Origin of the sequence: Pseudoalteromonas sp. McH1-42, assembly GCF_022347845.1 — a bacterium.
Classification (GTDB): domain Bacteria; phylum Pseudomonadota; class Gammaproteobacteria; order Enterobacterales; family Alteromonadaceae; genus Pseudoalteromonas; species Pseudoalteromonas rubra_D.
The window spans coordinates 60,523-86,809 of record NZ_JAKRFU010000009.1; the positions used below are offsets into that span (position 1 = coordinate 60,523).

25 protein-coding genes are annotated in these 26,287 nt (G+C 47.5%); 18 read left to right on the top strand and 7 right to left on the bottom strand.

All coding sequences use genetic code 11. The features are described from left to right. The first annotated feature begins 148 nt into the window (after nucleotides 1-148). From purL to MHN31_RS09260, 5 genes are all read left to right on the top strand, one after another. Nucleotides 149-4,033, top strand: coding sequence for a phosphoribosylformylglycinamidine synthase (purL, locus tag MHN31_RS09240; RefSeq protein ID WP_239444138.1), 3,885 nt, complete (start codon nucleotides 149-151; stop codon nucleotides 4,031-4,033). Between the two features lie 560 nt (nucleotides 4,034-4,593). Continuing rightward, on the top strand, nucleotides 4,594-5,136 hold the full coding sequence (locus MHN31_RS09245; protein WP_239444139.1) for a hypothetical protein: 543 nt from the start codon (nucleotides 4,594-4,596) through the stop codon (nucleotides 5,134-5,136). 135 nt (nucleotides 5,137-5,271) lie between these two features. After that, a complete protein-coding gene (locus MHN31_RS09250) occupies nucleotides 5,272-7,863 on the top strand; it encodes a YdbH domain-containing protein (RefSeq protein WP_239444140.1) in 2,592 nt (863 codons plus the stop codon). A gap of 12 nt (nucleotides 7,864-7,875) precedes the next feature. Then, nucleotides 7,876-8,055 carry a YnbE family lipoprotein gene (locus MHN31_RS09255; protein ID WP_010383032.1) on the top strand — a complete coding sequence of 60 codons (180 nt, stop codon included), beginning with the start codon at nucleotides 7,876-7,878 and terminating at the stop codon, nucleotides 8,053-8,055. 11 nt (nucleotides 8,056-8,066) lie between these two features. Then, a complete protein-coding gene (locus tag MHN31_RS09260; protein WP_010383031.1) occupies nucleotides 8,067-8,387 on the top strand; it encodes a YdbL family protein in 321 nt (106 codons plus the stop codon). 30 nt (nucleotides 8,388-8,417) lie between these two features. Here the strand turns inward: MHN31_RS09260 and MHN31_RS09265 are convergent, their stop codons facing one another. Continuing rightward, nucleotides 8,418-8,963 carry a DUF1415 domain-containing protein gene (locus MHN31_RS09265; protein WP_239444141.1) on the bottom strand — a complete coding sequence of 182 codons (546 nt, stop codon included), beginning with the start codon at nucleotides 8,961-8,963 and terminating at the stop codon, nucleotides 8,418-8,420. After that, a complete protein-coding gene (gene waaA, locus MHN31_RS09270; protein ID WP_239444142.1) occupies nucleotides 8,964-10,235 on the bottom strand; it encodes a lipid IV(A) 3-deoxy-D-manno-octulosonic acid transferase in 1,272 nt (423 codons plus the stop codon). A gap of 147 nt (nucleotides 10,236-10,382) precedes the next feature. Here waaA and MHN31_RS09275 point away from each other — a divergent pair, with 147 nt between their 5' ends. The 3 genes from MHN31_RS09275 (at nucleotide 10,383) to hldE (ending at nucleotide 13,953) form a co-directional block, all read left to right on the top strand. Beyond that, nucleotides 10,383-11,831, top strand: coding sequence for a capsule assembly Wzi family protein (locus MHN31_RS09275; protein ID WP_239444143.1), 1,449 nt, complete (start codon nucleotides 10,383-10,385; stop codon nucleotides 11,829-11,831). An 89-nt stretch (nucleotides 11,832-11,920) separates the two neighbouring features. Further along, nucleotides 11,921-12,514 carry an SIS domain-containing protein gene (locus MHN31_RS09280; protein WP_125558078.1) on the top strand — a complete coding sequence of 198 codons (594 nt, stop codon included), beginning with the start codon at nucleotides 11,921-11,923 and terminating at the stop codon, nucleotides 12,512-12,514. Next, nucleotides 12,511-13,953 (top strand): bifunctional D-glycero-beta-D-manno-heptose-7-phosphate kinase/D-glycero-beta-D-manno-heptose 1-phosphate adenylyltransferase HldE, encoded by a 1,443-nt coding sequence (gene hldE / locus MHN31_RS09285; protein ID WP_239444144.1) that lies wholly within the window; start codon nucleotides 12,511-12,513, stop codon nucleotides 13,951-13,953. The genes MHN31_RS09280 and hldE overlap by 4 nt, the downstream gene beginning before the upstream one ends. Before the next feature lie 30 nt (nucleotides 13,954-13,983). On the opposite strand, the gene MHN31_RS09290 is transcribed toward hldE, so the two are convergent. Continuing rightward, complete coding sequence (locus tag MHN31_RS09290; protein ID WP_194866523.1) at nucleotides 13,984-14,718, bottom strand: 3-deoxy-D-manno-octulosonic acid kinase; 735 nt, start codon at nucleotides 14,716-14,718, stop codon at nucleotides 13,984-13,986. Nucleotides 14,719-14,852: 134 nt separating this feature from the next. Between MHN31_RS09290 and MHN31_RS09295 the strand changes: the two genes are divergently transcribed. The 6 genes from MHN31_RS09295 to glpG all read left to right on the top strand — a co-directional run bounded on the left by MHN31_RS09295 (nucleotide 14,853) and on the right by glpG (nucleotide 20,146). Further along, nucleotides 14,853-15,896 carry a glycosyltransferase family 9 protein gene (locus tag MHN31_RS09295; protein WP_239444145.1) on the top strand — a complete coding sequence of 348 codons (1,044 nt, stop codon included), beginning with the start codon at nucleotides 14,853-14,855 and terminating at the stop codon, nucleotides 15,894-15,896. Beyond that, a complete protein-coding gene (gene gmhB / locus MHN31_RS09300; RefSeq protein ID WP_239444146.1) occupies nucleotides 15,893-16,450 on the top strand; it encodes a D-glycero-beta-D-manno-heptose 1,7-bisphosphate 7-phosphatase in 558 nt (185 codons plus the stop codon). Before MHN31_RS09295 ends, gmhB begins: the two co-directional genes overlap by 4 nt. Nucleotides 16,451-16,622: 172 nt before the next feature. Further along, nucleotides 16,623-17,819, top strand: a complete 1,197-nt coding sequence (locus MHN31_RS09305; protein ID WP_010383020.1) for a glycine C-acetyltransferase — start codon at nucleotides 16,623-16,625, stop codon at nucleotides 17,817-17,819. Nucleotides 17,820-17,897: 78 nt separating this feature from the next. Further along, the gene (gene tdh / locus MHN31_RS09310) at nucleotides 17,898-18,923 is read left to right on the top strand and encodes an L-threonine 3-dehydrogenase (RefSeq protein ID WP_125558066.1); all 1,026 of its coding nucleotides are present in this window, start codon (nucleotides 17,898-17,900) and stop codon (nucleotides 18,921-18,923) included. A gap of 87 nt (nucleotides 18,924-19,010) precedes the next feature. Beyond that, entirely contained in the window at nucleotides 19,011-19,328 is a 318-nt protein-coding gene (gene glpE / locus MHN31_RS09315; RefSeq protein ID WP_010383018.1) for a thiosulfate sulfurtransferase GlpE, read from the top strand. Next, complete coding sequence (gene glpG / locus MHN31_RS09320) at nucleotides 19,325-20,146, top strand: rhomboid family intramembrane serine protease GlpG (protein WP_194866522.1); 822 nt, start codon at nucleotides 19,325-19,327, stop codon at nucleotides 20,144-20,146. Before glpE ends, glpG begins: the two co-directional genes overlap by 4 nt. A 24-nt stretch (nucleotides 20,147-20,170) precedes the next feature. Here glpG and MHN31_RS09325 read toward each other — a convergent pair whose 3' ends face one another. Further along, on the bottom strand, nucleotides 20,171-20,566 hold the full coding sequence (locus tag MHN31_RS09325) for a flagellar basal body-associated protein FliL (protein WP_049863946.1): 396 nt from the start codon (nucleotides 20,564-20,566) through the stop codon (nucleotides 20,171-20,173). A gap of 155 nt (nucleotides 20,567-20,721) precedes the next feature. On the opposite strand from MHN31_RS09325, the gene MHN31_RS09330 reads away from it, so the two are divergent. Together MHN31_RS09330 and ubiA are read left to right on the top strand one after the other, a co-directional pair. Next, nucleotides 20,722-21,249 carry a chorismate lyase gene (locus MHN31_RS09330; protein WP_239444147.1) on the top strand — a complete coding sequence of 176 codons (528 nt, stop codon included), beginning with the start codon at nucleotides 20,722-20,724 and terminating at the stop codon, nucleotides 21,247-21,249. Next, nucleotides 21,246-22,112 carry a 4-hydroxybenzoate octaprenyltransferase gene (gene ubiA / locus MHN31_RS09335; RefSeq protein WP_239444148.1) on the top strand — a complete coding sequence of 289 codons (867 nt, stop codon included), beginning with the start codon at nucleotides 21,246-21,248 and terminating at the stop codon, nucleotides 22,110-22,112. Before MHN31_RS09330 ends, ubiA begins: the two co-directional genes overlap by 4 nt. Before the next feature lie 184 nt (nucleotides 22,113-22,296). Here ubiA and MHN31_RS09340 read toward each other — a convergent pair whose 3' ends face one another. From MHN31_RS09340 to MHN31_RS09350, 3 genes are all read right to left on the bottom strand, one after another. Further along, nucleotides 22,297-23,202, bottom strand: coding sequence for a LysR family transcriptional regulator (locus tag MHN31_RS09340; protein WP_010383012.1), 906 nt, complete (start codon nucleotides 23,200-23,202; stop codon nucleotides 22,297-22,299). A gap of 109 nt (nucleotides 23,203-23,311) precedes the next feature. After that, on the bottom strand, nucleotides 23,312-24,838 hold the full coding sequence (locus tag MHN31_RS09345) for a DUF3369 domain-containing protein (RefSeq protein WP_125558059.1): 1,527 nt from the start codon (nucleotides 24,836-24,838) through the stop codon (nucleotides 23,312-23,314). 59 nt (nucleotides 24,839-24,897) lie between these two features. Next, nucleotides 24,898-25,296 carry a DUF2721 domain-containing protein gene (locus MHN31_RS09350; RefSeq protein ID WP_010383007.1) on the bottom strand — a complete coding sequence of 133 codons (399 nt, stop codon included), beginning with the start codon at nucleotides 25,294-25,296 and terminating at the stop codon, nucleotides 24,898-24,900. Nucleotides 25,297-25,359: 63 nt separating this feature from the next. Between MHN31_RS09350 and MHN31_RS09355 the strand changes: the two genes are divergently transcribed. After that, nucleotides 25,360-25,692, top strand: a complete 333-nt coding sequence (locus MHN31_RS09355; RefSeq protein WP_125558057.1) for a DUF2007 domain-containing protein — start codon at nucleotides 25,360-25,362, stop codon at nucleotides 25,690-25,692. Beyond that, nucleotides 25,676-26,272: a YjaG family protein gene (locus tag MHN31_RS09360; protein ID WP_125558055.1), complete on the top strand. Its 597-nt coding sequence runs from the start codon at nucleotides 25,676-25,678 to the stop codon at nucleotides 26,270-26,272. Before MHN31_RS09355 ends, MHN31_RS09360 begins: the two co-directional genes overlap by 17 nt. The last annotated feature ends 15 nt before the right edge of the window (nucleotides 26,273-26,287 follow it).

The following is a 26,287-nucleotide window of genomic DNA, read 5'->3' on the forward strand; positions in this document are numbered from 1 at the left end:
CAGACCGCTCCATGCTCGCAATTAACGGCGCTTTTGTGAAGGGGCTTTTTTTCGATAATTGCTAAATTTGAGTTAAATAAGGAGGGCAAATCGACTATAATAGCGGCCCAAAATATCGTTCAATCCTTAACCCCGGATGAAAATACCTATGTTGATCCTACGTGGTGCACCTGCACTTTCTGATTTCAAAGTTCAAAAAATCCTTAAAAGCTGTAACGATGCGCAATTACCAGTGACTGGTGTGTATGCTGAGTTCATGCATTTTGCTGATCTGACAGCGGAACTTTCTGAGTCTGAACTGGACAAGCTGAGCAAGCTTTTAAAGTACGGCCCGACCATTGCCGAACATGCGCCTGAAGGAACCCTGATTTTAGTCACACCGCGAATTGGTACGATTTCGCCTTGGGCATCGAAAGCCACTGACATCGCCAATAATTGTGGCTTGGATAAAGTACACCGCGTTGAGCGTGGTATTGCTTACTATGTCGAGGGCGCACTGAGTGCAGAGCAGATCGATGAGGTAGCGAAACTTTTACATGATCGCATGACAGAGTCAGTACACAGTTCACTGGAAGATGCCGGTCAGTTATTCCGCGTTGAAGAGCCTCGCCCAATGTCTTCAGTTGACATTCTTGGCGGTGGCCGTGAAGCACTTGCTACTGCAAACGTTGAACAAGGCTTTGCTCTGGCGGATGACGAAATTGATTACCTGGTAGAGAATTTCCAAAAACTAGGGCGTAACCCGAACGACATCGAGCTGTTCATGTTCGCACAGGCGAACTCTGAGCACTGTCGTCATAAAATTTTCAACGCCGATTGGACAATCGACGGTGAACAGCAGCCTAAGTCGCTGTTCAAAATGATCAAAAATACATACGAAACGCACCCTGAAAATGTACTGTCTGCGTATAAAGATAACGCTGCGGTAATGAAAGGATCAAAAGCGGGTCGTTTCTTCCCAAATAAAGACGGTGAGTACAGCTACAATCAGGAAAACATTGAAATCCTGATGAAGGTTGAAACCCACAACCACCCAACCGCGATTGCCCCTTTCTCTGGTGCATCAACGGGCTCTGGTGGTGAAATTCGCGACGAAGGTGCGACAGGCCGTGGTTCTAAGCCAAAAGCGGGCCTGGTCGGTTTTACGGTATCTAACTTGCGAATCCCTGGCTTCGAGCAGCCGTGGGAAAGCAACTTCGGCAAACCTGGTCGCATTGTTAATGCACTCGATATCATGATCGATGGTCCTCTGGGTGGCGCGGCGTTCAATAACGAATTTGGTCGCCCTAATCTGCTTGGTTACTTCCGTACTTACGAAGAAAAAGTGAACAGCCACAACGGTGAAGAAGTGCGTGGTTACCACAAGCCAATCATGCTGGCAGGGGGTCTGGGTAACATCCGTACTGAGCACGTACAAAAAGGTGAAATCCCTGTCGGTGCTAAGCTAGTTGCACTGGGCGGCCCTGCGATGAACATCGGTCTGGGTGGTGGTGCTGCATCATCAATGGCATCTGGCCAGTCAAATGAAGACCTGGATTTTGCGTCTGTACAGCGTGAAAACCCAGAAATGGAACGTCGTTGTCAGGAAGTGATCGACAAATGTTGGCAGCTGGGTGACGAAAACCCTATCGCGTTTATCCACGATGTGGGCGCAGGTGGTCTTTCTAATGCATTCCCTGAGCTGGTAGATGACGGTGGTCGTGGTGGTAAATTCCAGCTACGTAACATCCCGAACGATGAGCCAGGCATGGCACCACACGAGATCTGGTGTAACGAATCTCAAGAACGTTATGTACTGGCCGTAGCTGCTGAAGACTTTGACCGCTTTGAAGCCATCTGTCAGCGTGAACGTGCACAATACGCAGTTATCGGTGAGGCAACGGAAGAGCGTCACTTAACTGTTGCGGATAGTCATTTCGACAATAATCCAGTAGACCTGCCGCTTGAAGTACTACTTGGCAAAGCACCTAAGATGCACCGTGACGTAGAGTCGAAAAAAGTCGAAGGTGAAGCCCTTAACACTGACAGCATCGATGTAGAAGAAGCGGCTAAGCGTTTACTTCGTCTACCTACTATCGCTGAGAAAACATTCCTTATCACGATTGGTGACCGTACGGTGACAGGTCTGGTAGCACGTGACCAAATGGTTGGCCCCTGGCAGGTACCAGTAGCAAACTGTGCTGTGACAGCAGCTGCGTTTGACACTTACCACGGTGAAGCAATGTCAATGGGTGAACGCACACCTGCGGCACTTCTGAACTACGGTGCTTCTGCACGTTTGGCAGTAGCTGAAGCGCTCACAAATATTGCTGGCGCAAACATTGGTGGCCTTGAGAATATTAAGCTATCTGCAAACTGGATGGCAGCAGCAGGTCACCCAGGTGAAGACGCAGGTCTTTACGAAGCGGTTAAAGCCGTAGGTGAAGAGCTATGTCCGGCGCTGGGTCTAACTATTCCGGTTGGTAAAGACTCAATGTCGATGAAAACCACCTGGCAAGATGAGGGTGAAGACAAAGCGGTAACAGCACCACTTTCTCTGATCATCACTGCGTTTGGCCGTGTTGAAGACATTCGTAAAACGGTAACGCCTCAGCTTCGTACTGATAAAGGCGAATCAAGCCTGATCTTAGTTGATTTAGGTGCAGGTCAAAACCGACTGGGTGCATCAAGCCTTGCACAGGTTTACAAGCAGCTTGGTGATAAGACGCCTGACGTAGATAGCCCTGAGCTATTAAAAGGCTTCTACAACGCGATGCAAGCTCTTGTAGCGGATGAGAAGCTACTGGCTTACCACGACCGTTCAGACGGTGGTCTATTCACAACCGTTGCTGAAATGGCATTCGCAGGTCGCACCGGTGTCACGGTAAACCTTGATAGCTTAGTTGGTTCTGACATCGAAGTACTTTACAACGAAGAGCTGGGTGCCGTTATTCAGGTTCGTAACGATGACCTGGCTGCGGTTGAAGCAATTCTTGCTGACAATGGCCTTGCAACAATCAGCCACACTATCGGTGCACTAAACACGGAAGACAAAGTAATCTTCAACCGTGGCGGTGAAGCAGTACTGGCAAATACACGTACTGAACTACGTACTATTTGGGCTGAAACCACATATAAGATGCAGGCACTTCGTGACAACCCAGAGTGCGCTAAACAAGAGTTCGATGCCAAGTTTGACGAAAAAGACCCAGGTCTGAACGTGAAACTAAGCTTTGATTTAAATGAAGACGTTGCTGCACCTTACATTGCAACAGGTGCTAAGCCTAAGATGGCTATCTTGCGTGAGCAAGGCGTTAACTCACACGTTGAAATGGCCGCCGCATTTAACCGTGCAGGTTTTGCAGCAGTAGACGTACACATGAGTGACATCCTTGAAGGTCGCTTAACACTAGAAGAGTTTAAAGGCCTTGTAGCATGTGGTGGTTTCTCTTACGGTGACGTACTGGGTGCGGGTGAAGGCTGGGCTAAGTCAATTCTATTCAATGACATGGCACGCGATCAGTTCCAAACCTTCTTTGAACGTCAAGACACGTTCAGTTTAGGTGTGTGTAACGGTTGTCAGATGTTATCAACTCTGAAAGAGCTTATCCCAGGTACTGAGCACTGGCCACGTTTTGTAACCAACAAGTCAGAGCGTTTTGAAGCACGTTTCAGCCTTGTAGAAGTTCAAGAAAGCCCGTCGGTATTCTTCCAGGGCATGGCTGGTTCTCGTATGCCAATCGCAGTCTCACACGGTGAAGGCCATGCTGAGTTTGCCAACGACGCAGCAGTAAAAGCGGCGCTTGAGTCTGGCACAGTAGCCGTTCAGTACGTGGATAACTTTGGTAAGCCGACTACGCAATACCCGAACAACCCGAATGGTTCACCAGAGGGTATTACCGGTATTACATCAACAGATGGTCGTGCAACAGTTATGATGCCACACCCAGAGCGTGTATTCCGTGCCGTAGCGAACTCTTGGCACCCGGATGAGTGGAAAGAGGACAGCCCTTGGATGCGCATGTTCCGTAACGCACGTAAGAACGTTGGGTAAAACACGACCGAAACAACGTTTCGCAGCGTGTTTTACGCGAGTCATGGATGACGAGCCGGGCCGTAGCTTCAGGACGAATTAATCTGCAGTGCTCTCGTGACCGAAACAACGTTTCGCAGCGTGTTTTACGCGAGTCATGGATGGCGAGCCGGGCCGCCGCTTCAGGACGAATTAGTCTGCACTGCTTCAACTAGCTTAAAAGAAAAGGGTCACTTCGGTGGCCTTTTTTATTGCTTGAAGAAAGCGAACTCTTGGCAGCGATACCCACGACCGAAACAACGTTTCGCAGCGTGTTTTACGTGAGTCATGGATGGCGAGCCGGGCCGCAGCTTCAGGACGAATTAGTCTGCAGTGCTTCAACTAACTTAAAAGAAAAAGGTCACTTCGGTGGCCTTTTTTGTTGTCTGTTACATCACCATGTTCATGGTTTGGTATTATTCATCCCGTATACTTTCTCTCCTCAAGTTTTCTATGTAAATACCGATACAATGGTTGAATTAGAGGTACTTCCAGGCGCAGAACGGTGCCTGCAGACCAATAATGACAATCAAGGAGTGAGTATGGACATACAAGTACATCCAAGTAGCGCTTCGCCAGGCAAGTCGATATCGCATGCGCAAGTGCGTAATAACAGCGGCAAAGTGGCTGATGTTAAGGTAAATGTGGATACACAAAACCGCGACGAGGTTGATACCGTTCCCCCCTTGCTGTCACAAGAGCTGGATGACGAGGCGGGTCAGTACAAAGAAGACAATCCGGTATTTAAAGAGGATTATGAGGAGCTGGAGAAAGCCATGGCGCAGATCCAGGCATTTATCCGTAAGCTACAGGTTCAGCTCAACAAGCTAATGCAATCTGTGCAGCAGCGCCACCTTCAGGTGCAGGAACATGCAGAAGCAGAAGCCTCATCGGATGGGGCGATTGTTGAGCATATTGGCTTAAAACAATATCGTGACAGTACTAAAGTGGATGAAATTGCACTGCTGGAGCAGCAGCTTTCAGAGTATAAACAACTCGAAGCTGATATTCGCGTTAATATGATTAAAATGATCCTTGCAGAGCGTGAACGACTCGAAGAGCTCAAGCGCAAAGGTAAGCTGTAAAGCCGTTAGAGGACGAAGTAATGACCTATTTGTAAGAGATTTTTGCGAACTTAACATCTTCTTACCTGGGCAAACATTACATCGTTAGCAAGATCCCTTACACTTAAGCCAGTTTTCACTGAATACCAGGTACCGATGCGGCGCTTTTTTCTTATTCTGTTATTTGCCCTGTTTACAATTGGGATCACTGTTTATTATTTTCGCGTGCCACTGACGCTCACGATTGGTAAACAGATACTGACCGAGGAGCAGGGGTTGCTTGAGTGTCTGGACTGGTCAGTAGACAGTTGGGACAGGCTTGCAGTAGAGCGCATGTGCTGGCGCAGTGAAGCCGTATCTGTTGAACTCAGTAACGCCACCTTTGATGGCGACCATTTTCTGGTGGGGAACATGAGGGTGATTCATCAGCAAACCCAGACTGATGACAACACCCAGGTGACTTATTCTCCTACCCCGTTACAGCTTGATTTACCTGAAGGTATGCCCACAGTTGAGGTTGAGAAGCTCACCGTATCCAGTCCATTATTATCTGAGTCACTGAATTTAAGCGTAAAGCAAACAGATGATTTCGCCTTTACCATTGACGGGGATATGCAAGCCGACCTTGCCCTGAGTGATACAAAGCTACATGCGGCACTGAGGTTATCCAGTCCCGCTGTACAGAGGTTTTTGCGTGACGCGAAACTCCCTGTGAGCGTGTCGGCACTGACTGGCAAAATTGAAGCCGAGTTCAACGGTCAAGTTATCAACGCTGATCTCCAGTTACAGAGCACATTGAACTATGCCCTACCTCAATGCCAGCCCGAGATTCAGGTCAATGGGGTGGCTACCGGGCAATGGGACTTTACAGACGAGCGCGCAACGCTGGATTTGCGTCAGCTGCCTGTTGATTTGGCCGTCGCTGAGTGCCAGGCGTTGCTGGCTGAGCTGCCACAAGACTGGAAAAACAGCATTTGGTCCGGACGTTGGCAAGCGCGTATATCAGAGCCAGTGATAATCAACGCACAGACTCTTACACTACCTGCTTTGAGCGTACAGGATGTTGCGCACGTTAGCACAGTCACCTTGAGTGAGTTTGTCTATCAGCTGCCTGAGCAGCAGATGCAGGGCAAACTGATGGTGTCGCATCACAGTGAGGCATTTCAGTTGCTGGATGCGCAAGTCGACTTTCTGCTCGCAGGGACACAACTGGAAAGTCAGGGCATCGTGACTTTTGAGCTTGCGCAGGCACCTGAGGAGCTCCCCATCAACTGGCAGGCATTGAGCATGCGCAGTGATTTCTCATTGCAGGGCAAAGTGAACGAACAACTGATGCTCAACATCACAGCAAAACCACAGGCTCAGTCTGTCGTGACGGAAGTAATGATGCTAGACAAGTTAACTACCTCTGTGTCGGCCCAAGCCCTATTCGCGATGAGCGAGCGTCATATTAAAACGCAACAGACACCGTTTGAACAATTGCAATGGCAGCTTGACGCTGAGGCAGAGCGATATCAGATTGATGGGGTTCAGGGACGCAATCTGAGCGTGTCTGGCCATGGTGATATTGATGCCTCGCTGGCGGCTAACGTAAACGCGGATATTCGGGTTGGCTCGTTCAAGCGCGAGAATGTACGGGGCAAAGAGTTACATCAACAGCTTGGCTTTAGCGGTACGCTTCGACCTGAGGGACTTGTTGGTAAACTCAAGGGTAACTCGACCATTGAGCTGGTGGCACATCCTCAGCTGGTGCTTAGAGATGTAGTGCTAAACAGCGAAGGCGACATCAAAGGTGTAGAGCAGTTGGCGCTTACTCATAAGCTGACGCACGACAGTCTAGAACTACAACTGACACATCGTCTTGAAGCCGGGTTAATGCCGTTTACCCTGACACTGGGTGAGCATGGCCTGGGGGCGATTCAGTCTGTGGCCAGCCAGTTTGTGCCTAAACTTAAAATAGAAGAGGGCCTGATCAGTGCCAGTGTTTCAGGTGAATTGTCGCGTCAGGTTTTTGATTTCGAAATAGGTGTCGGTGATGCCTCGTTTTTGTATGATCATCACTACGTATCTGGACTTGAATTGCCTTTGAAGGGCAAGTGGCATGCGGGGGAGCTTATGATAGAGCCCGCACCACTGAGTATTACTGAAGTACGGTCAGGACCTGTGTTGACAGACGTGCGAGGTCAGATAACTTCAGACAACAACTTGCTTGTGTTGCGTCAATTTAGCGCCAATATTTTCAGTGGCCAGCTCGCGGCTGAGCAGGTTTTACTCGACAAGCAGGATCAGGAAGTTTTAGTGACGGCCAGCGATCTGGATTTGATGCTGATCTCTGAAGCTGGCCGTGAGGCCGGAGTTGAGCTTTATGGCCAGGTTTCAGGCAGACTACCTGTGTTTATTCACAATGGGCAGGCAGAGATCCGCGATGGGTACCTGAGTAACATAGTAGATAGTATGTTGAAAGTAGAGGACAATGCTTCATTTAATGCGTTAAAGTCTCAGCGTCCGGAGTTGCAGCCTGTATTCGATATGTTGGACGAGTTAAGTATTGAAACATTAAGTGCCGATGTGAATATGTCACAAGATGGCCAATTGGAGTTGGCTGTAAAAATTGCTGGCGAAAACAAACAGAAACAACAACCTGTGAATTTTAATTATACGCACAGTGAGAATATTTATACCCTGTTCAGGGCGTTGCGTCTGAGTGATGAAATTACTCAGGCAGTGGAAAAAGCGTTAAACCAATAGGAGCAACTCAGCATGAAATGGATGCTAACTTTGGTGTTTGCTTGTTTGGTGTCGGCTTGTACGCATAAAGTGCAGGTAGAGACCAAAGAGCCTATCACCATCAACTTAAACGTCAAAGTTGACCACGAGATCCGTGTTAAAGTCGACAAAGAGCTGGACGATCTGTTCAGCGATGACAGTGAATTATTCTAAGGAGCCAGATCATGAACGCATCTAAGTTACTGACCACGATTGCCGCCGCTTGTATGAGCTTTTCGGTATTTGCCATTACTCTGGACGATGCTAAGTCACAGGGCTTAGTGGGGGAGACCGCAGCGGGTTATTTGGGCGTGATCAAGGGCAGTAGTGAAGTGAAAAAGCTGGTGAAAGAAGTAAACAGTAAACGCAAGGCGAAGTACCAGCAACTTGCTAAGAAAAATGGCATCAGCCTGAGTCAGGTTGAAGCCATGGCTGCCAAGAAAACATTTGCGAAAACGGCGCCGGGCCACTTCGTAAAAGTCGATGGAAAGTGGGTTAAAAAATAGCATTCAGGGCGGAATTCTCCGCCCTGACTGTTAATCTGTTTGCTGGCATTGACGTAACAGTTGTTGCCAGAAAGCCGCACCTTTTCGGCGTGCAAGCCTGATGTTGTTATCCGGAATAGACTCTGGATCATCATAACTTTCCAGTGCCTCAGCCATACTGGCCTCGCGGATCACATGTAAAGCTGGGTAAGGGGCTCGGTTTGTGTAGTTTGCCGGATCATCTTGCTCTGACTCTGCAAAAACATAATCCGGGTGGAAGTTGGCGAGCTGGAAGGTGCCTTCATAGCCCTGGGCAACTAACAGTGCGTTTGCCAGGTCTACCAAATCTAAAAATGCATCAAAATCGGTAAAACCCTCAGTAAAAATGAGCAAGCTGGTTTCCCGCGCCGGGTTCTCAGTCAGTGCCTGACATTCATCTAGCATATCCATCACGGCATCTTCGGGTTTTTGTGACGCGCAAACTCGGTAGTGGATTGCGTTTTGTTCCACTTCTTTGCGGGCAAACGGGCAGAAGTTGTATTTTACAATGACTGAGCTGACCCAGTTTTGCATCGCTTTGACGGCAATATGGTGCATTTATTTTCCCAAAAGAGAGTTGATCATAGTAATACTGCGTGCAATGGCGCCCTGATTGCGTGTCAGACACGCTTTTGCATGTGTGCCTAATTCCATTGCACTTTGCTGTGAGCGCAAGTAAACCAGCAAAGTATCGGCCAGCGCTTGCTGATCCGCTACTTCAATAGCACCTTTCAGCGCAAACAGTTCAGGATAAATATGGGCAAAGTTATAGGTGTGTGGTCCAGTCAGTACACCGACCGAACAGGCCGCCGCTTCAAGTGGGTTATGGCCGCCTCGTTCGATCAGACTGCCGCCAATGTAGGCAACTTGACCACACCCGTATAACAACTTTAGTTCGCCCAGTGTGTCTGCCAGCAAGACTTGTGATGACGGCGTGTAATTCTGGCTGCGACGACTGTAGCTGAGTGCTCGTGTTTCAATTAAAGTGGCAACTTTATCGAACTGCTCAGGATGTCTGGGCGCTATGATCAACAGAGCATCGCTCTGGTGGGCCAATAGTTGCTGGTGGGCTGTTAAAACCTGTTCATGCTCCGCGGGGTGGGTAGAGCCTGCAACCCACACTGGTCGTGCGCCGAGCTGTGTTTTTATGGCCTCAATCTTGTCCTGCTGAGCGTTATCCAGGGCGATATCAAATTTAATTGAGCCCGTTACTGTGACTTTGTCTGGCGTCAGTCCCAGCTTAATAAAACGCTCGGCATCTTCCTGATTATGGCTCGCCAGCATACTGATTTGAGCCATCAAAAAACGGCTCAGAGACGCCACTTTTTGATATCCCATCAAAGATTTTTCAGACAGGCGGGCATTGATGACGGCGACCGGGCAATGTGCCTTGTTGGCGTAATAAAATAGGTTCGGCCACAGCTCAGTTTCCAGTACTAATAAAATTCTGGGCTTAATTCGTCTGACGAAGCGCCGGGCTGCAAAGGCAAAATCGACAGGTAAGTAGCAAATCGTGATGTCATGTGCACTGTTGCCAAACAGCTGATTAAGCTGTTCGCGACCTGTGGGGGTGTTACAGGTAAGTACAAAAGGTGCTTCAGGGTGTTCTTCTAACAGCGCTTTTATAAGGGGTGCTGCGGCCAGTACTTCCCCGACGGAAGCGCAGTGAATGACCACGGCATGCTTTGTGCGGATTGAGGGAGTAAAGCCAAATCGTTCGCAAAAATGCGCTTTATACAGCGGGTTCTTTTTTCCTCTGATAACGTACAGATACAGCACGATGAATGGACATAAAATCAGTAGCACCAGGGAATATAAATGTCTAATCATGACAGCCAACAGTATAAAAAACGCCTATTTTAACTTGTCAGCCTGAAAAAGCGATAACACGCATACAAATTATCACAGTTGTTGAGGTGCTCAGCGGACGGGAATTTGCTAGGATCTGGCAAAATTTCCAATTTTAAAGGTTTTAAGTTGTCCTTTCGTAATATCACGTTTTCTACTTTGTGTCTGCTGGGCGCAGCGCAGGCCGTCGCTATGCCAACCGCTTTTTTACCTTTGGGTAAAGACAACATCCTGGAATACCAGATTGATCAGATGTTTGCTTTGATCGGTACGACGCCAATGTCTAAGCCCTATCGTATCACTGAAGTTAATAAGACTTTATCTGAACTTGAGCGTGTTGATCCAGCATTACATCAAAGCATCAAAACACGATTGGCACCCTACCTGGAAAGAGACGCAATCACACGTCGCGGAATTAAGTTACGGGTTGACTCCGGCGACGTGCAGCAGCTTGCGAATGACCGTGGAAATTCTAGTAGCGAATATGCTGAATTGTCATTTGATGGGATATGGCGTGGTAGTGACACAAGCCTGGTTCAGCTTGGTGCTGAATATCGCGTCGATGCGGGCAAAGTGGTGCCTTATAATACGTTCTACGCCTTGGGTGGAGATAACTTACAACTTACTTTGGGCTATAAAGAGCATTGGTTTTCGCCGTTCAAACATGGTGCTCAGGTCTATTCAAATAATGCACAAGCGCCACTATCTGCATCAGTGGGTTTGAATCTGCCATTGGAAAACTGGTGGAACTTTGACTTTGAGCTTTTCTATTCTGAGTTGGAACATGTAGAAGAAGGTATTCTTTATCAAGACACACTGCATGACGGTACTCCTAAGCTGGCGGGTACGCATATTAGCTTCGAGCCGTTGGATAATTGGAAGATTGGTATTAACCGAATCATGCAGTTTGGTGGAGGCCCACGAGAGGTTGGAATCAAAGACGTGGTAAAAGCCTATTTTGACCCGGCCGGTAACGATAACGTAGGCCTGGTTGGTAGTTCCGACGAAGAGCTTGGAGATCAGTGGGCAAGTATCACATCGGTGTTCAAAACGAATTGGTTGATGCCGATTGAATGGTACCTTGAATACGGTGGAGAAGATACAAAAGAGCACAAGAACTATCAGTTTGGTAATATTGCGTCCAATTTTGGATTCTACCTGCCTGCACTTACTCGCAGCCTGACATTCAGGTATGAATACTCCAATATGCACAGCTTATGGTACAAGAACTACATTTTTCCGAAGAATGGCAACACGAGAGATGGGTTTGTAGTGGGGCATGCTGTTGCGAATCAGCGTATATTTCAAGATGGCGTTCCCAGCCAGGGTCACCTTGTCGAGCTAACTTATCGAGAAAATCTGGACTCAATGTGGCGTTTGGAGCTATCCACGGTTAAAAATAGCAATCACTTTGTGACGTTCGATGTAGTGAATACTCGAAACTATGAGCAAGCCCGACAGCTTCAGCTAGCTAATACCCGACGTATTTATAACAAGCAAGTAGAGACATCGCTGACCTATGGCAAAGATGTCTTTGGCGAAAGCTACACTTGGTTGTCTGTCAATGTATACTGGTAGTCTGGCGCACAGCGTCACCAATTAATTTAACACGGGTTAGTTTTGACTTTGTATCGATTACAGAGTCGCATTATTTATTAAGGATCACTATGTCAATCAATGATCACATCAAACAAAGCTATCAGGCCAGCTTAGAGCGACATATGGCGTTGTTCGCAAAAATGGCTGATTATCATACCCAGTCTGTGGAATTACTGGCTGCCTGCAAAGCGACCCTGGATGCGGGTGGCAAGGTGATTTGGTTTGGTAATGGTGGCAGTGCGGCCGATGCTCAGCATTTGGCAGCTGAGTTTGTGGTTCGCTACAAGCTCGAACGTGGTCCACTGGCGTCGATTGCTTTGACGACTGATACATCGATTTTAACGGCACACAGCAATGACTACCATTTCAATTCGGTTTTCGAACGTCAGGTGCAAGCGTTATGTAAACCGGAAGACTTGGTGATTGGCCTGACCACGTCAGGAACCAGTGAGAATATTAACCTGGCATTACAGGCTGCTAATGAGATTGGTGCATTCACCGTGGCTTTGACTGGGCGTACGGGTGGTACAGTGAAAGACATCGCTAAGTTGCCAATTATCATCGACTTTGATGAGACCGCACGGATCCAGGAAGCCCATATGTTTATCGGGCACTGGTTATGTGAGGCGGTAGACATGGTCATTGCGGAGCAGTCGGCATGAACCTGAGCGCGCTGAGAAACTTGAATCAGGCGAAGGTCCTGGTGGTTGGTGATGTCATGCTGGATCGCTACTGGCATGGTGATACAGGTCGTATTTCACCAGAAGCGCCTGTTCCCGTCGTCAAGGTAAGCAGCCTTGAAGATAAAGCGGGTGGTGCGGCAAACGTAGCGAAGAACATAGCGCATCTGGATGGTCAGGTCGGGTTACTGGGTCTGATTGGCGAAGATGACAATGGCCGTCAGCTAGAGTCTATTCTGGCAAAAGAACAAATCGCTTCACAACTTGTCAGCGTTGCTGAGTTGCCGACGATTGCAAAAATGCGCGTTATCAGTCGTCACCAGCAAGTCGTGCGACTAGACCTGGAAGAGCCCTTTGTGCAGTCTCACAGCAAATTGTTGTTAACCCGATTGGAACAAGTCGTCAATGACTATGATTTTGTTCTGTTTTCAGACTATAACAAAGGCGCTTTAAGTTGCATCGAAGAGATGATTAGTGTGGCAAAGAGCGCGGGCAAAACGGTCCTGATTGACCCGAAGTCGTCTGATTTGACCCATTATCGGGGCGCCGATTATATTACGCCAAACCTCAATGAATTCCGCCTGGCCGGCGGTGATTCCAGCAGTGAAGAAGCATTGACGATGAGTGCCCGTGCATTGATAAAGCAGGCTGGCATTGGTGCTATGCTGCTGACTCGCTCTGAGCAGGGCATGTCACTGATCACCCAAGACGAGAAACATGACTTCGCTGCGCAGGTCCGGGAAGTCAGTGATGTTACCGGTGCGGGTGATACCGTTATTGCGACATTAACCACTATGTTGGGCGCAGGGTTATCGCCAAGTGAAGCGGTGGAGCTGGCAAACCTGGCTGCGGGAATTGCGGTGGCTAAATTGGGCGCGGCTACCGTGACACCAGAAGAGCTGAGCCGGAAACTGGGGCAATATTTGCGTCAGACTGGTGAACACTACCAAACCCCGTATGAAGAAGTACTAAAACACATTGAGTTTGCCAAACAAAATGGTGAAACCATTGTGTTCACCAATGGCTGCTTTGACATTCTGCATGCAGGTCATGTTCGCTATCTGGCACAAGCCAAAGCCAGAGGAGACCGGTTAGTAGTCGGGTTGAATAACGATGACTCCATTTCTCGTTTGAAAGGTCCTGAGCGTCCAATTAATCCACTGAACGAGCGGGCCATGGTCTTGTCTGCACTGGCTTCTGTTGACTGGGTGATCCCATTTGGTAAAGAGAGTGAGGGTGACACACCGGCTAAACTGATAGAACAGATCAGTCCACATATACTGGTCAAAGGTGGTGATTACCAGGTATCAGAGATAGCAGGAGCAGATCATGTCCTTGCTATGGGTGGCCAGGTAGAAGTGTTAGCGTTTCTGGATGGTTGCTCAACCTCTAATATCATTGCGAAAGCAAGAGAGACATAATAGCGACGTCTGACGATTAAGAAGCCGGTTTCACACCGGCTTTTTTTTCATTTCACTTTGATAGACATCGATAAAACTCTGCCAGTCTTGTGGCGAACAAAAGAACTGCGCAGAGCGGCTGGCTTCTTTTTTAAGTGAACGCGCGAGTCGGTCAATATTCGCCATTTGCCATTCTTTTGCAGGCGTTTTGAGCGCGCCTTTATCGAAATCAATGAGGTACACTTCTCCGCAATCATCGAACAGAATATTGTTGCAGTTCAAATCATCATGATAGGCGCCAGCGTGATGAAAGCGTGCCAGCGTGGAGGCAACCTGCTGCCAGCCTTGTGCACTGAGTGGCGCCGACTGCAGTCGTTCACACAGGCTTTGTGCGCCAGAGATGGCATGCGTCAGGATATCAGCGCGATAAATCCCCGCTGATACGGTTACTTTGGCGCCTAAAGGAGTGGGGACTGGTAAGTCCAAGTCGGCGAGTTGGTTTAGCAGGTGCAGCTCAAGGTATACCCGGGTGTGCTTAAGACCTGTAAACACGTATTGATCTTTGAGTAACTTACCAATTAACCCGCCACGCCAGTAGTGCTTTAGAACGGCAACATCCTGGTCGGTATAGCGTACGAACCAGGCTGCTGCGCGACCTTGTTTCGAGGTCACAACGGCATTTTTCTGCTGCCAGAATGCCATGTCGAACCAGTCCAGAGATAAAGTATCTGGGGTATGGTTAGTTCGCAACAAGTAGTGATTGTGATGTTGTTCTATTTTTAGCATGGCCGATTAATAGCAGGACTGAATTGATAAACGCTCAGTGTAACGGCTTTTGTTGTCTGGGAGAATCTCATAGGTTGCAAAATAGTGGGTTTTATTTAAGATCGGGTGCTTATTTTCAGTTACAGGCGAAATGTGTGTCTCAGGCAATTTCTTCCATTTGTATTCTCCGGCTTTCGGCCATCGGTGACGTGTGTCATGCCGTAGCGGCCGTACAAGCGATCCAGCGTGCGCACCCACAGGCGAAAATCACCTGGGTTATAGGCAAGGTTGAAGCCATGCTGTTAGCCGGCATGCCTGGGGTTGAGTTTGTTATCTTTGACAAGAAACAAGGAAAAGCGGCATTTAAGCAGCTTAAAGCACACTTTAAAGGGCACAAGTTTGATGTGCTTTTGCATATGCAAGTGGCGTTTCGCGCTAACCTCGCAGCACGTTGTATCCCGGCTAAAGTCAAAGTTGGGTTTGACAAAGGGCGTTCTAAGGAACTTCACTCGCTGGTTATTAATCAACGCATTGGTCCACAGCAGGAGCCGCATGTGCTGGAAGGGTTCCAGAACTTTGCCCGAGCGATAGGCGCTGAGTGTGACACGCCGAGTTGGGACATGCCCGTTAGCGATGAAGATAAACGTGAAGCGGAAGTTTTACTTGCCGGACTGACACGTATCTTTGTGATTTCTCCCGCTGCCAGCAAGGCGGAGCGAAACTGGCTACCTGAGCGCTATGCTGCGCTGGCTGAACATGCTGCGGGACAAGGCTTTAGTGTGGTCCTGACAGGAGGCCCAACCGAATTGGAGCGCAATCTGAGTGAAGCCATCATTGCGCATGCGCAGTGTGATATTACTAACCTGGTTGGTAAAACCAAATTAAAAACCTTGCTGTGTGTGCTAGCGCAGGCACAGTTGGTTCTGGCACCGGATACTGGGCCAGCCCATATGGCGGTGACCGTTGGCACCCCGGTTATAGGTTTGTATGCGCATTCTAACCCCAAGCGCACGGGTCCGTATTTGTATCAGGAATATGTGGTAGACGTCTATCATGACAACCTGATGGCGCAAAAGGGCAAAAGTGCTCAGCAACTTAAGTGGGGAACACGCGTGAAGGGCAGTGATTTGATGAGTCAAATTTCGATTGAGCGAGTAGCACAGATGTTTGACCAGGTAGTAAAGCAGGAACAAATATGACACATAAAGCCGTATTTCTGGACAGAGATGGGGTGATCAATCAGGATCATGCCTATGTGCATAAAATTGAAGACTTTGAGTTTATCGATGGCGTGTTTGAGGCCTGCCATCAGTTCCAGATGTTGGGCTATAAACTGATCGTGGTGACAAACCAGTCCGGTATTGGCCGGGGGTACTATGACGAAGCTCAGTTTGCGCGACTGACAGAGTGGATGTGTCAGCAGTTCAAGGCTCATGGTATCACCATTGATGGCGTCTATTTTTGCCCCCACCACCCGCATAAAGCGCAGCCGCCTTATCAGCGTGAGTGTGCGTGCCGTAAACCGAACCCCGGTATGCTTTTAGAAGCCATTGCGGAGCATAACATTGACCCGAAACAAAGTATTATGGTGGGTGATAAGGGGTCGGATATTCAGGCGGCATTGGCTGCGGGAGTTAGTACTAAAATACTGGTTGAGTCGGGGCAGACTTTCAGTGAACAAGTGCGTGATTCAGCAGACTATGTGTGTGGATCATTATATCAGGCACTTGATCTGCCTCCGTTTATCTCATAAGCGTTTACAAAGCGTCTGCGAACAAGATAATCACAATCCGTGCATTTAAGGTGCGAACCTTTTAAAATATAAGCAACGAATTTTATGACACAGCCGATATTGAGCATAAAGGATATCGGCATTTTAGTGTGTGCCAGGGGCACACACCCCGTGCAACTAATGGAGACTCCCGATGAGAGCAGCGGCATTTTTCAGCCAGCTTCAGCAACAGATTGAAGAAGTAAAAGCTGAGGGTTTATACAAGAAAGAACGTGTGATCACTTCTCAGCAGCAAGCAGAAATTGCAGTATCAACTGGCGAAAGTGTTATTAACTTCTGTGCCAATAACTATCTTGGCCTGGCTAATCACCCGGATTTGATAGCGGCTGCTCAGGGGGGTCTGGATGAGCATGGGTTTGGTGTTGCGTCTGTACGCTTTATCTGTGGTACTCAGGATATCCATAAAACACTGGAAGCTAAAGTCAGTGAGTTCCTGCAAACTGAAGATACCATCTTGTACTCTTCTTGTTTTGATGCCAATGCAGGTCTGTTTGAAACCATTTTAGGCCCTGAAGATGCCATTATTTCGGATTCACTGAATCATGCCTCTATCATTGATGGTGTGCGCCTGTGTAAAGCGAAACGTTTCCGTTATGCCAATAATGACATGGCAGATCTTGAGAAGCAGCTGATTGCCGCTGATGAAGCAGGCGTGAAAACTAAATTGATTGCGACCGATGGTGTGTTCTCAATGGACGGGGTGATTTGTAACCTGTCTGAGCTGTGCGACCTGGCAGACAAATACGATGCGTTGGTTATGGTTGATGATTCGCACGCAGTTGGTTTTGTGGGCGAAAATGGCCGTGGTACGCCAGAGTACTGTGGCGTGATGGATCGCGTTGACATCATTACGGGTACTTTAGGTAAAGCGCTGGGTGGTGCATCAGGCGGTTATACCTCAGGTAAAAAAGAAATTGTTGAGTGGCTGCGTCAGCGCTCGCGCCCTTATTTGTTCTCAAACTCACTGGCCCCGTCTATTGTGACTGCGTCAATCAAAGTGCTGGACATGATGAAAGAAGGTGAGGCACTGCGTAACAAGCTATGGGAAAATGCTGCACACTTCCGCAGTAAAATGGAAGCGGCAGGCTTTACCTGTGCTGGTAAAGATCATGCGATTATTCCTGTCATGCTGGGCGATGCGAAAGTGGCCTCTGATATGGCGGATCGCTTATTAGCCGAAGGCATTTACGTGATTGGCTTCTCATACCCGGTTGTGCCTAAAGGTCAGGCACGTATCCGTACTCAGATCTCTGCGGCGCACACCACAGAGCAGCTGGACAAGGCGATTGACGCCTTCATTCGCATTGGTAAAGAACTGGGCGTGATTTAATCACTGCCCCACAGCCTGGGCTGTGAGCGATTTTTAACGCAAGCTGATGGCTTGCGTGTTTCTAATGAGTGAAAACACATGAAAGCACTATCCAAGTTAAAAGCAGAAGAAGGGATTTGGATGACGGATGCGCCCAAACCGGAAGTTGGGCATAACGATCTGCTGATCAAAATCCGTAAAACCGCCATTTGCGGTACTGATGTACACATTTATAAATGGGATGAATGGGCGCAAAACACCATTCCAACCCCTATGGTTGTTGGACATGAATACGTAGGTGAAGTCGTAGACATGGGCCAGGAAGTACGTGGCTTTGAGATTGGCGACCGTGTATCAGGTGAAGGTCACATTACTTGTGGTCATTGTCGAAACTGTCGTGCCGGTCGTGTACATTTGTGCCGTAACACCATAGGTGTGGGCGTCAATCGTGAGGGGTCGTTTGCTGAATACCTGGTTATCCCTGCATACAATGCGTTTAAGATCCCTGATAACATCTCCGATGAACTGGCATCTATCTTTGACCCATTCGGTAATGCTGTACACACTGCCTTGTCTTTTGACTTGGTGGGTGAAGATGTGCTGATCACCGGTGCAGGTCCAATCGGAATTATGGCCGCCGCTGTTGCAAAACATGTGGGTGCACGCCATGTTGTGATCACGGACGTAAATGAATATCGTCTGGAGCTGGCTCGTAAAATGGGTGCAACCCGGGCTGTAAATGTGGCCGAAGAGCAACTTGAAGACGTGATGGCAGAGTTAGGCATGACAGAAGGGTTTGATATCGGCCTGGAAATGTCGGGTGTGCCTGTGGCGTTCAATAGCATGCTGAACAACATGAACCATGGTGGTAAAATTGCCATGCTGGGTATTCCACCAAGCGATATGGCTGTTGACTGGAACCAGGTGATTTTCAAAGGGTTGGTGATCAAAGGTATTTATGGTCGCGAGATGTTTGAAACTTGGTATAAAATGGCGAGTCTGATCCAGTCCGGTCTGAATTTAGACCCGATCATCACTCATCAGTTTCACGTTGATGAGTTCCAGCAAGGCTTTGATACGATGATCTCTGGTCAATCGGGTAAAGTGATCTTAAACTGGGACTAAGGTCTACATGAGCCTGTTTTAAAACACCTCGGGTCCGTGACCGCTAACGAGGTGTTTTTTGTGTCTGCTTATTAATTAGAGAGTACTATGAGTTTTAAACATATTTCAGTCGCCCAAACCAAAGAAATGTTGGCGCAATCTGAGCTGGTTATTGCTGATATCCGTGATGCTAACTCGTTTGCACAAGGACACATTCCGGGGGCGGAACATTTGTCGAATGATAACCTGGGACATTTTTTACAGGAAAAAGAGTTCGAGCACCCAATTATCGTGGTGTGCTATCACGGGATCAGCTCTCAAGGTGCTGCAAATTACCTGGTTGAACAAGGGTTTGAAGAGGTATACAGCATGGATGGCGGTTTCACACAGTGGGCGCAAGAACTTCCGGATAGTGTAGCAAAATGAAACTGTTAGGCTCCCACAATAACCCACGCGCGGTTCAGGGAGTTGCGGACTATCTGAAAACGCATCATATCGAGTGCCGGGTGACCAGTGAAGATGGGCAGCAGGCTTCTGTGTGGGTTGCTGAGCAACACTGGTCTCAGGCCAGTGAGATCTGGCAGGAATTTGTCGCAGATCCCTATCAGGATAAATACCTGGCTGCGTCCTGGCAACTTGCACCAAAAGAATCTCCGCTTGTATATCAGGGCACCAAACTGAACTTGTGGCAGCGTTTTACCCAGCTAAGCTGGATGCTCAAAGCCGTTTTTATCCTCTCTTTGGGGATATTCATGAGCTTCTTTGTGTATGGCGTTGAGCCGGTGTTTGACACTTTGCAGTTTGACCCTCATAGCCCCTGGCGCTGGATCACCCCAGCTTTTTTGCATTTTGGCCTGCTACATTTGGTTTTTAATCTGTCCTGGTGGATTTATCTGGGTAATATGATTGAGCGTCGCCTGGGTAATTGGGTGCTCTGGACTGTCTTTGTGGCTGGTGCATTGCTGAGCAACTGGATGCAGTATTTGTTAGCCGATGCAAACTTTGGCGGTCTCAGTGGTGTGGTTTATGCCTTGTTGGGCTTTTGCTGGATCCATTCTGTTAAACATCCACAGTCTCCTCCTTTGATAGGAACCCCTGTCGTTGGCTTTATGTTAATTTGGATGGTGTTGGGCTTTATGGACGTATTATTTGTCAATATGGCGAACTGGGCACACTTGTTTGGCTTATTGGCTGGTATGGGGGTCGCAACGCTGTTGCGTGTTCGCGATTCTGGCCAGGTTTAACGCGAGGCGAATAACCTCGCGACTTTAGTGGTACAAATACTTGGTGAACAGCACTTCGCGGATGATTTCTTGTCCGGTTTCTTCTTTGAGGAGTGTTTTCAGCTTTTCTGCACAACGTTGGCGTATTTCTTCACGCCCTGTCAGTGACTTGATGGTTTCTTCTGGTTCCTTACTCAGGATTTGCACTATGGCATCCCTTAGTAGGGGAGTGTGATGCTCAACAACGGCAATATTGCTGACATCATCAAGCATTAAATCTACCGTCACCCGGACGTAGCCGAGTTTTTTATTGGATTGCCCGATATAGTTGGTAATGATGTCAGGCTCAAATCCAAAGTAGCCAACGGTTGATTCAGCGCGTGAGTTTGTACTCACACAAACTAGCAAAAATGCCATCAACGCGATACAGATCCGATTCATAATAGCCTGAAAATACTTAACTAAATACCAACAATAGGATTAGTTTATACGTAAAATCAGATTATGAACAGCAGTGAGTAAGGGAAAGGTAAACTTTTTTGCCGGAGTAAGCTTTGCTATTATGGCGCGGTTATTTCCTGAATTGAATTACTGACTTGTTTAATCTGCCAAATTTATTGCAATCAAGCTGGGAACCGCTTACCCGGCATAAGGACATCCCGGACGCCCTGCGCGCATTGTTATGCGAAACTGGCTCTCTGACAGCCTTACTGCGCTCACAGTGTCGAATACTGCACGTTGAGGTACTCAGTGAGCAGGTGCGCCAGCTTGATGGGGAAGTACAAGCGATTCTGAACTGCGACAGCGCCTTGTGTCGCGAAGTGGTGCTATATTGTGATGATATTCCTGTGGTTTACGGCCAGAGCTGGATACCTGATAGTGCCAATGCACTGGGGTTAGATAACATTGGCACTACCCCGTTAGGTGAACGCTTGTTTGACCAACAGGCGTGGCAAAGAGGCGACATTGAGGTTGCGACACTGGAGCAAAAGCTGCTCCCCTCATTTTTCCCGGCCAAAGAGAAACTATACAGTGATCCTTGCTTTGCAAGACGGAGCGTTTTTACGCGTCAAACTTGCAAGGTACTGGTGTGCGAAATCTTCCTGAATGGAGTTAAGGTATGAAGCTATCGCGGCTGCGAGCAGACCACGTAAACGAATACAAGCAGCTAATGCGTGTTGAAAAGCCCATTGGTACTTTACTACTGATGTGGCCAACGCTTTGGAGTTTGTGGATAGCGTCTGGTGGTGTTCCTCAGTGGCATTTGTTACTCATTTTTGCTTTCGGCACGTTTATGATGCGTAGTGCAGGTTGTGTGATTAATGACTTTGCAGATCGTAAGGTCGATGGTGCAGTCAAAAGAACGGCTCAACGGCCACTTGCCAGAGGCGCAGTCAGTGAAGGTGAAGCGCTTTCTTTGTTTTTATTATTGATCGGTGCCTCTTTTGCGCTGGTATTGATGCTGAACTGGCAAACCATCTTATTGTCATTTGGCGCGCTCGTGCTGGCCAGTGTTTACCCTTTCATGAAGCGCTATACCAATCTACCTCAGGTTGTTCTTGGCGCCGCGTTTAGCTGGGGAATACCCATGGCGTTTATGGCTGTTCAGGAAACGGTTCCTGCTATTGCCTGGGTGTTATTTATTGCTAACTTGCTCTGGACGGTTGCTTACGACACTAAATATGCCATGGTGGATAAGGACGATGACCTTGTCGTCGGTATTAAATCAACCGCCATCTTGTTCGGTCGTTGGGACAGACACGTTATTGCTGCCCTTAATCTGGCATTTTTGGGCTGTATGGCTTGGGTTGCAACCCAGGTCACTTTGTCTGTGTGGTTCTGGTGTGGCTTTGTGGTTGCCGGGGGGTGGCTGGTTAGGCTGCAATGGCAGATCAATGACAGAAGCAGAGAAAAGTGTTTTCAGGCATTTTTGAGCAATAATTACGTTGGTCTGGCGATGTTTGTCGGAGTGGTTGTTGGTATTTGAGGGGATCCCCAGTCAATAGCCCAGAGGCTCGTGAGGGGTTATTTTTGAAAGGAAGCGAGTGAGGGTGAGCGAATTTTTTGACTCCATTACCGCGGGTTTATACTAAACACCCGAATAGAATACCTAAAACTCGCTCTAAACTCCCATTTAACCAAACAGTATAAGAAACCTAGTTAGCTAATCGTTAACTATTCACCGCTGTAGCAACGGCGTTTTTCTGTGCTGTTTGTTCAATTAATGACAACAAGTTACTGACGTGTGAACCACTGCCAAGTTGGTGACTGGTCTGCACGACAATTTGCTCATGACTAGCGTCCTTGTTAGTCTTCAGTAAGATCAGTTCCGGGTCTTGCGCGATGACCTTAGAATGTTCAATGCTTGCAATGGCAAAGCTCTGGCTATTCTTCAGTCCGTCAATCACCTGGCTGATATTACCAATTTTGACATTGGTTGATTTGTTAAGCCCTTCAACCGCCTCATTTAGCATGTTCTGCACCTGTTTAGACTGAGAGAAACAGCCGTACATTGGGTACTGAGCAAGCTCACTGCGACGAATACTGTCTTGTGTCGCGAGTGGATGTTGTTTAGCAACAAACAAAACAAGTTGGTCAGGCAGATGGATATCACTCACTAAGCTGGTTGCAGACTCTAGGTAAACACTGATGTCAATTTCACCAAGCTGTAGCTTGCGAAGTAGATCGTGTTCATTCAAAAGTTGCATCTCAACTTTGACGTTAGGGAAATCCGCCAAAAACTGTCCACATGACGTTGGCACTATGCTACTGGCCTGCGCGGTGTAACCAACAACAACACGTTGTTGATCACGACCAAACAAGCTCTGTTTGATAGTGTTTCTGGTTATGTCTAATTCCGATAAGGTCGACTTACAATAATTCAGAAAAAGTTCGCCCTGTTCGGTCAGTTTGACGGAGCGGGTAGATCGTTTGACAAGTTCACAGCCAATTTCATCTTCCAGTGTCTGAATGCTTCTGGTGAGTGCGGAAGTACTGATATTGGTTTGTTCTGCGGCTTGCCTAAAGTGGCGTAAATTGCCTAAAGCAACGAATTGCTCGAGTTGTTCAAATCTCATGTGAAATTCCTTTTATTTCAACAAAAATGCAATGACAACGTTGATTCCCTAATACTAATACAGTTTAGAGAAACATCCAAGTGAATTTTTTACATTTCGCTTACAAAATTTAGTCTGGGTACTGATCGCGTATTGCGATGAATTGTTCCAGATTTTCTACAAACAGATCAACCAGTTTGGGATCAAATTGTTGGCCTCGCTGGGATTTTATCTCTGTTAGAATTTTTTCAAGTGTCCAAACCGGCTTGTAACAGCGAACACTGCCCAATGCATCGAACACATCAGCGAGTGCTGTAATTCTTCCGGCAATGTCTATTTGTTCACCTCTGAGCCCTTGCGGGTACCCACTACCGTCCCACTTTTCATGGTGTTGGTGTGCGATAATTGCGCCGCATTGCAAAATATCATTTGTTGAGTTTTTTAGTATTTCATAACCCTGCTGGGCATGAGTCTTCATTATTGCCCATTCATCGTCATTCAGTTTTCCTGGTTTATTGAGAATGACATCTGGGATGCTAATTTTGCCAATGTCGTGCAACGGTGACGCTAGTTTAATAATTTCGGCTCTATAATCGTTCAATCCGACTAATTTAGCCAGTAATAAACTGTAATGTGCCACGCGCTTAACATGTGACCCTGTTTCTTTAGAGCGTTTCTCTACAGCTTCTCCGAGTATATAAGACAACTCTTTTTGTGATTCTTTTACCGTTTCTCTGAGGTTCAGATTGTCGTATGCTAGCGCAATGTTGTTAGCAAAGAAGGCCAGCAACTGACAATCTGTAGGTTGTAACAGGCCTTTTTTACTTACGTATAACATGGTCTCGAGGCCTGCCTGGCTGGTAAAATAACCGACATACTCGTGGTCGGACTTACTGGACGTTTTACGATTGTGTGTTTCTATAAAGCGACTTTTTACTTTATCCGGCAATGCGGTTTGTTCCGGCTCGATCCCTGCGCCAGACGCGGCCAGTAGCTGAAATTCAGCTCCTGCGCCATTTTGTTTATTCACCGCAGCTGCACAATAAATATCGGAATCAGTGAGACCCATCACATCGGCAACATGGGACAGAATAGTCGAGGCAAAGTCCTGAACATTATTACATTTTAGAAAGCTCGAAGAGGCATCAATAATTCGCTCCAGTCCCCGCTTGTGGCGCTCTATAGTCTGAATATCGCGGTGGGAACGCAGTGCAGAGTAGAGCAAGGTCTTTAACTTTACTGCGGTGAGCTCGGTTTTATTTTTGTAATCATTGATATCATAATCACGAATAACTGATTCTTCTGGCGCTTCTCCGGGCTGACCGGTGCGCAAAATCAGGCGAATGTCATGATTGGCCATGTCGTTGCGAATGAACTTAATGAGATCGAGCCCTGCGTGGTTGCTTTCCATAACAACGTCGATCAGCCCAACAGATATGGACTCTTCGGAATTTAGGATATCCATTGCCTGCTTTGCAGAGTAGGCATGGTGAAAACGCAAGGGTTTTTGTTCAAACCTAAAATCAGATAACACCAATTTGGTTACCTGATGGATATCCTCTTCATCATCAACCACCAGGATATCCCAGTGGGCATTATCCACTGTAATTTGCTCCTCATCCTTAAGCGGCTCATTTGTAAAGAGAAAGCTGCTCACATAGAACCTCTGCTTAGTGCCTGTTCCCTGTTAGTATAGCCAGCAAAAAAGTGAGTTGCTTAATCTTGTATTGGCTTTTTTTCAATATTGTTGAGTTCAATCTCTATGGCATCACAAGAAATGTGTATCTCATAGAGTGAAAGTAGCAAAGAAAGTGCCAGGCAGCAGAGGCTAGCGCCAAACAAAATGACCCCTAAAAGTGCTACTTCAATGAACAGGGCAAACATGGACATAGTACAGAGTAAAAAGGCGATGACGCCCCATACCTGCATCAGGCGGATAAGCTTGATACGCTTTTTGAGGTTGTCGATTTGGGCGACAACCAATGGTCTGAGTTGGTCACCTTCTCTGGCGTTTAATTCTCTGATCAGTTGCGCCAAAACTAAGAATCGATTGGTGTAGGCAAGTAATAACAAAGAGATTGCAGGGAACAACAATCCTGGTGTGGTGAGCGTCATTTTTGTACTCCGTCTAAGCACGCTACAATAGTGATTATCATAGCAAAATTTTGGAGTCCAGTGATGAGTAATACAATGTTTGACTGGACGTGCGTATATCGCACGGATAACCCATTGGAAGCCCACATTGTACTGGGGTTGCTGGCACAGGCCCGACTTAAAACCCACGTCGAAGGAGAGGCACTGGCAGCTGCTCTGGGAGAAATGCCCTTTGCGCAAAATACAATAAAAATATTTGTCTGTGCGATAAAAGTACCCGAGGCAGAAGAAATCTTGGTAAACTATCAGCAAACTAATTTATCGGAAGATTGGCAGTGCAGCAGCTGTTCTGAACACAATGGTTCGGGGTTTCAATATTGCTGGCACTGTGGAAAAAGCTATGACGAAGGCAAATAACTTTCAGCGCATCAGAGAGCTAAATTATTTACAAAAAGCGGTGCTTGCGGCTGCGATATTAGAACGTATGCTGCCAAATTATGGTTTGTTCAGTGAAGCGACCGGGTTTGGGGATGAGACGACCCTGCGCAGTGCACTGAATGTTTGCTGGGAAAAAGTGTTGCTGCCGAAAAGTAAAATCAGCTTAGAAAAACAAATTGAAAAAATTGAGCCTAATGTTCCGGAGCTAAAAGACTTCGACATGTTCGGCACCTATGCCGCAATCGACGTGGCTACGGCGTTACTCGGCTTTATTCAGGGTGTAATGAGTAAAGATGAAAGTGAGTTTGTCAATGTGGCTAAAATATCTCAAGCAACCGTGGCCAGATACATTGAATTCTTACTGATGGCAGAAGACATTGAGCCGAATAATCAACATGTGAGAGAGCATCCATTGATGCAATACGAAATCGACGTGCTTGGTGAACTCATCGATTGTGTTGCACAAATGCCGAGGATTGATAATCAGTCGGTTAAAACGCTTAAGGCATTGGCATTGAGCGACGGCCAGACAAACATTGGTTTGGCAATCGACGCTTGAATCATTTGTCCAAAT

Coding starts and splice junctions, on each gene's coding strand:
- purL (WP_239444138.1), top strand. CDS start 149: ATGTTGATCCTACGTGGTGCACCTGCACTTTCTGATTTCAAAGTTCAA.
- MHN31_RS09245 (WP_239444139.1), top strand. CDS start 4,594: ATGGACATACAAGTACATCCAAGTAGCGCTTCGCCAGGCAAGTCGATA.
- MHN31_RS09250 (WP_239444140.1), top strand. CDS start 5,272: ATGCGGCGCTTTTTTCTTATTCTGTTATTTGCCCTGTTTACAATTGGG.
- MHN31_RS09255 (WP_010383032.1), top strand. CDS start 7,876: ATGAAATGGATGCTAACTTTGGTGTTTGCTTGTTTGGTGTCGGCTTGT.
- MHN31_RS09260 (WP_010383031.1), top strand. CDS start 8,067: ATGAACGCATCTAAGTTACTGACCACGATTGCCGCCGCTTGTATGAGC.
- MHN31_RS09265 (WP_239444141.1), bottom strand. CDS start 8,963: ATGCACCATATTGCCGTCAAAGCGATGCAAAACTGGGTCAGCTCAGTC.
- waaA (WP_239444142.1), bottom strand. CDS start 10,235: ATGATTAGACATTTATATTCCCTGGTGCTACTGATTTTATGTCCATTC.
- MHN31_RS09280 (WP_125558078.1), top strand. CDS start 11,921: ATGTCAATCAATGATCACATCAAACAAAGCTATCAGGCCAGCTTAGAG.
- hldE (WP_239444144.1), top strand. CDS start 12,511: ATGAACCTGAGCGCGCTGAGAAACTTGAATCAGGCGAAGGTCCTGGTG.
- MHN31_RS09290 (WP_194866523.1), bottom strand. CDS start 14,718: ATGCTAAAAATAGAACAACATCACAATCACTACTTGTTGCGAACTAAC.
- gmhB (WP_239444146.1), top strand. CDS start 15,893: ATGACACATAAAGCCGTATTTCTGGACAGAGATGGGGTGATCAATCAG.
- MHN31_RS09305 (WP_010383020.1), top strand. CDS start 16,623: ATGAGAGCAGCGGCATTTTTCAGCCAGCTTCAGCAACAGATTGAAGAA.
- tdh (WP_125558066.1), top strand. CDS start 17,898: ATGAAAGCACTATCCAAGTTAAAAGCAGAAGAAGGGATTTGGATGACG.
- glpE (WP_010383018.1), top strand. CDS start 19,011: ATGAGTTTTAAACATATTTCAGTCGCCCAAACCAAAGAAATGTTGGCG.
- glpG (WP_194866522.1), top strand. CDS start 19,325: ATGAAACTGTTAGGCTCCCACAATAACCCACGCGCGGTTCAGGGAGTT.
- MHN31_RS09325 (WP_049863946.1), bottom strand. CDS start 20,566: ATGAATCGGATCTGTATCGCGTTGATGGCATTTTTGCTAGTTTGTGTG.
- ubiA (WP_239444148.1), top strand. CDS start 21,246: ATGAAGCTATCGCGGCTGCGAGCAGACCACGTAAACGAATACAAGCAG.
- MHN31_RS09340 (WP_010383012.1), bottom strand. CDS start 23,202: ATGAGATTTGAACAACTCGAGCAATTCGTTGCTTTAGGCAATTTACGC.
- MHN31_RS09350 (WP_010383007.1), bottom strand. CDS start 25,296: ATGACGCTCACCACACCAGGATTGTTGTTCCCTGCAATCTCTTTGTTA.
- MHN31_RS09355 (WP_125558057.1), top strand. CDS start 25,360: ATGAGTAATACAATGTTTGACTGGACGTGCGTATATCGCACGGATAAC.
- MHN31_RS09360 (WP_125558055.1), top strand. CDS start 25,676: ATGACGAAGGCAAATAACTTTCAGCGCATCAGAGAGCTAAATTATTTA.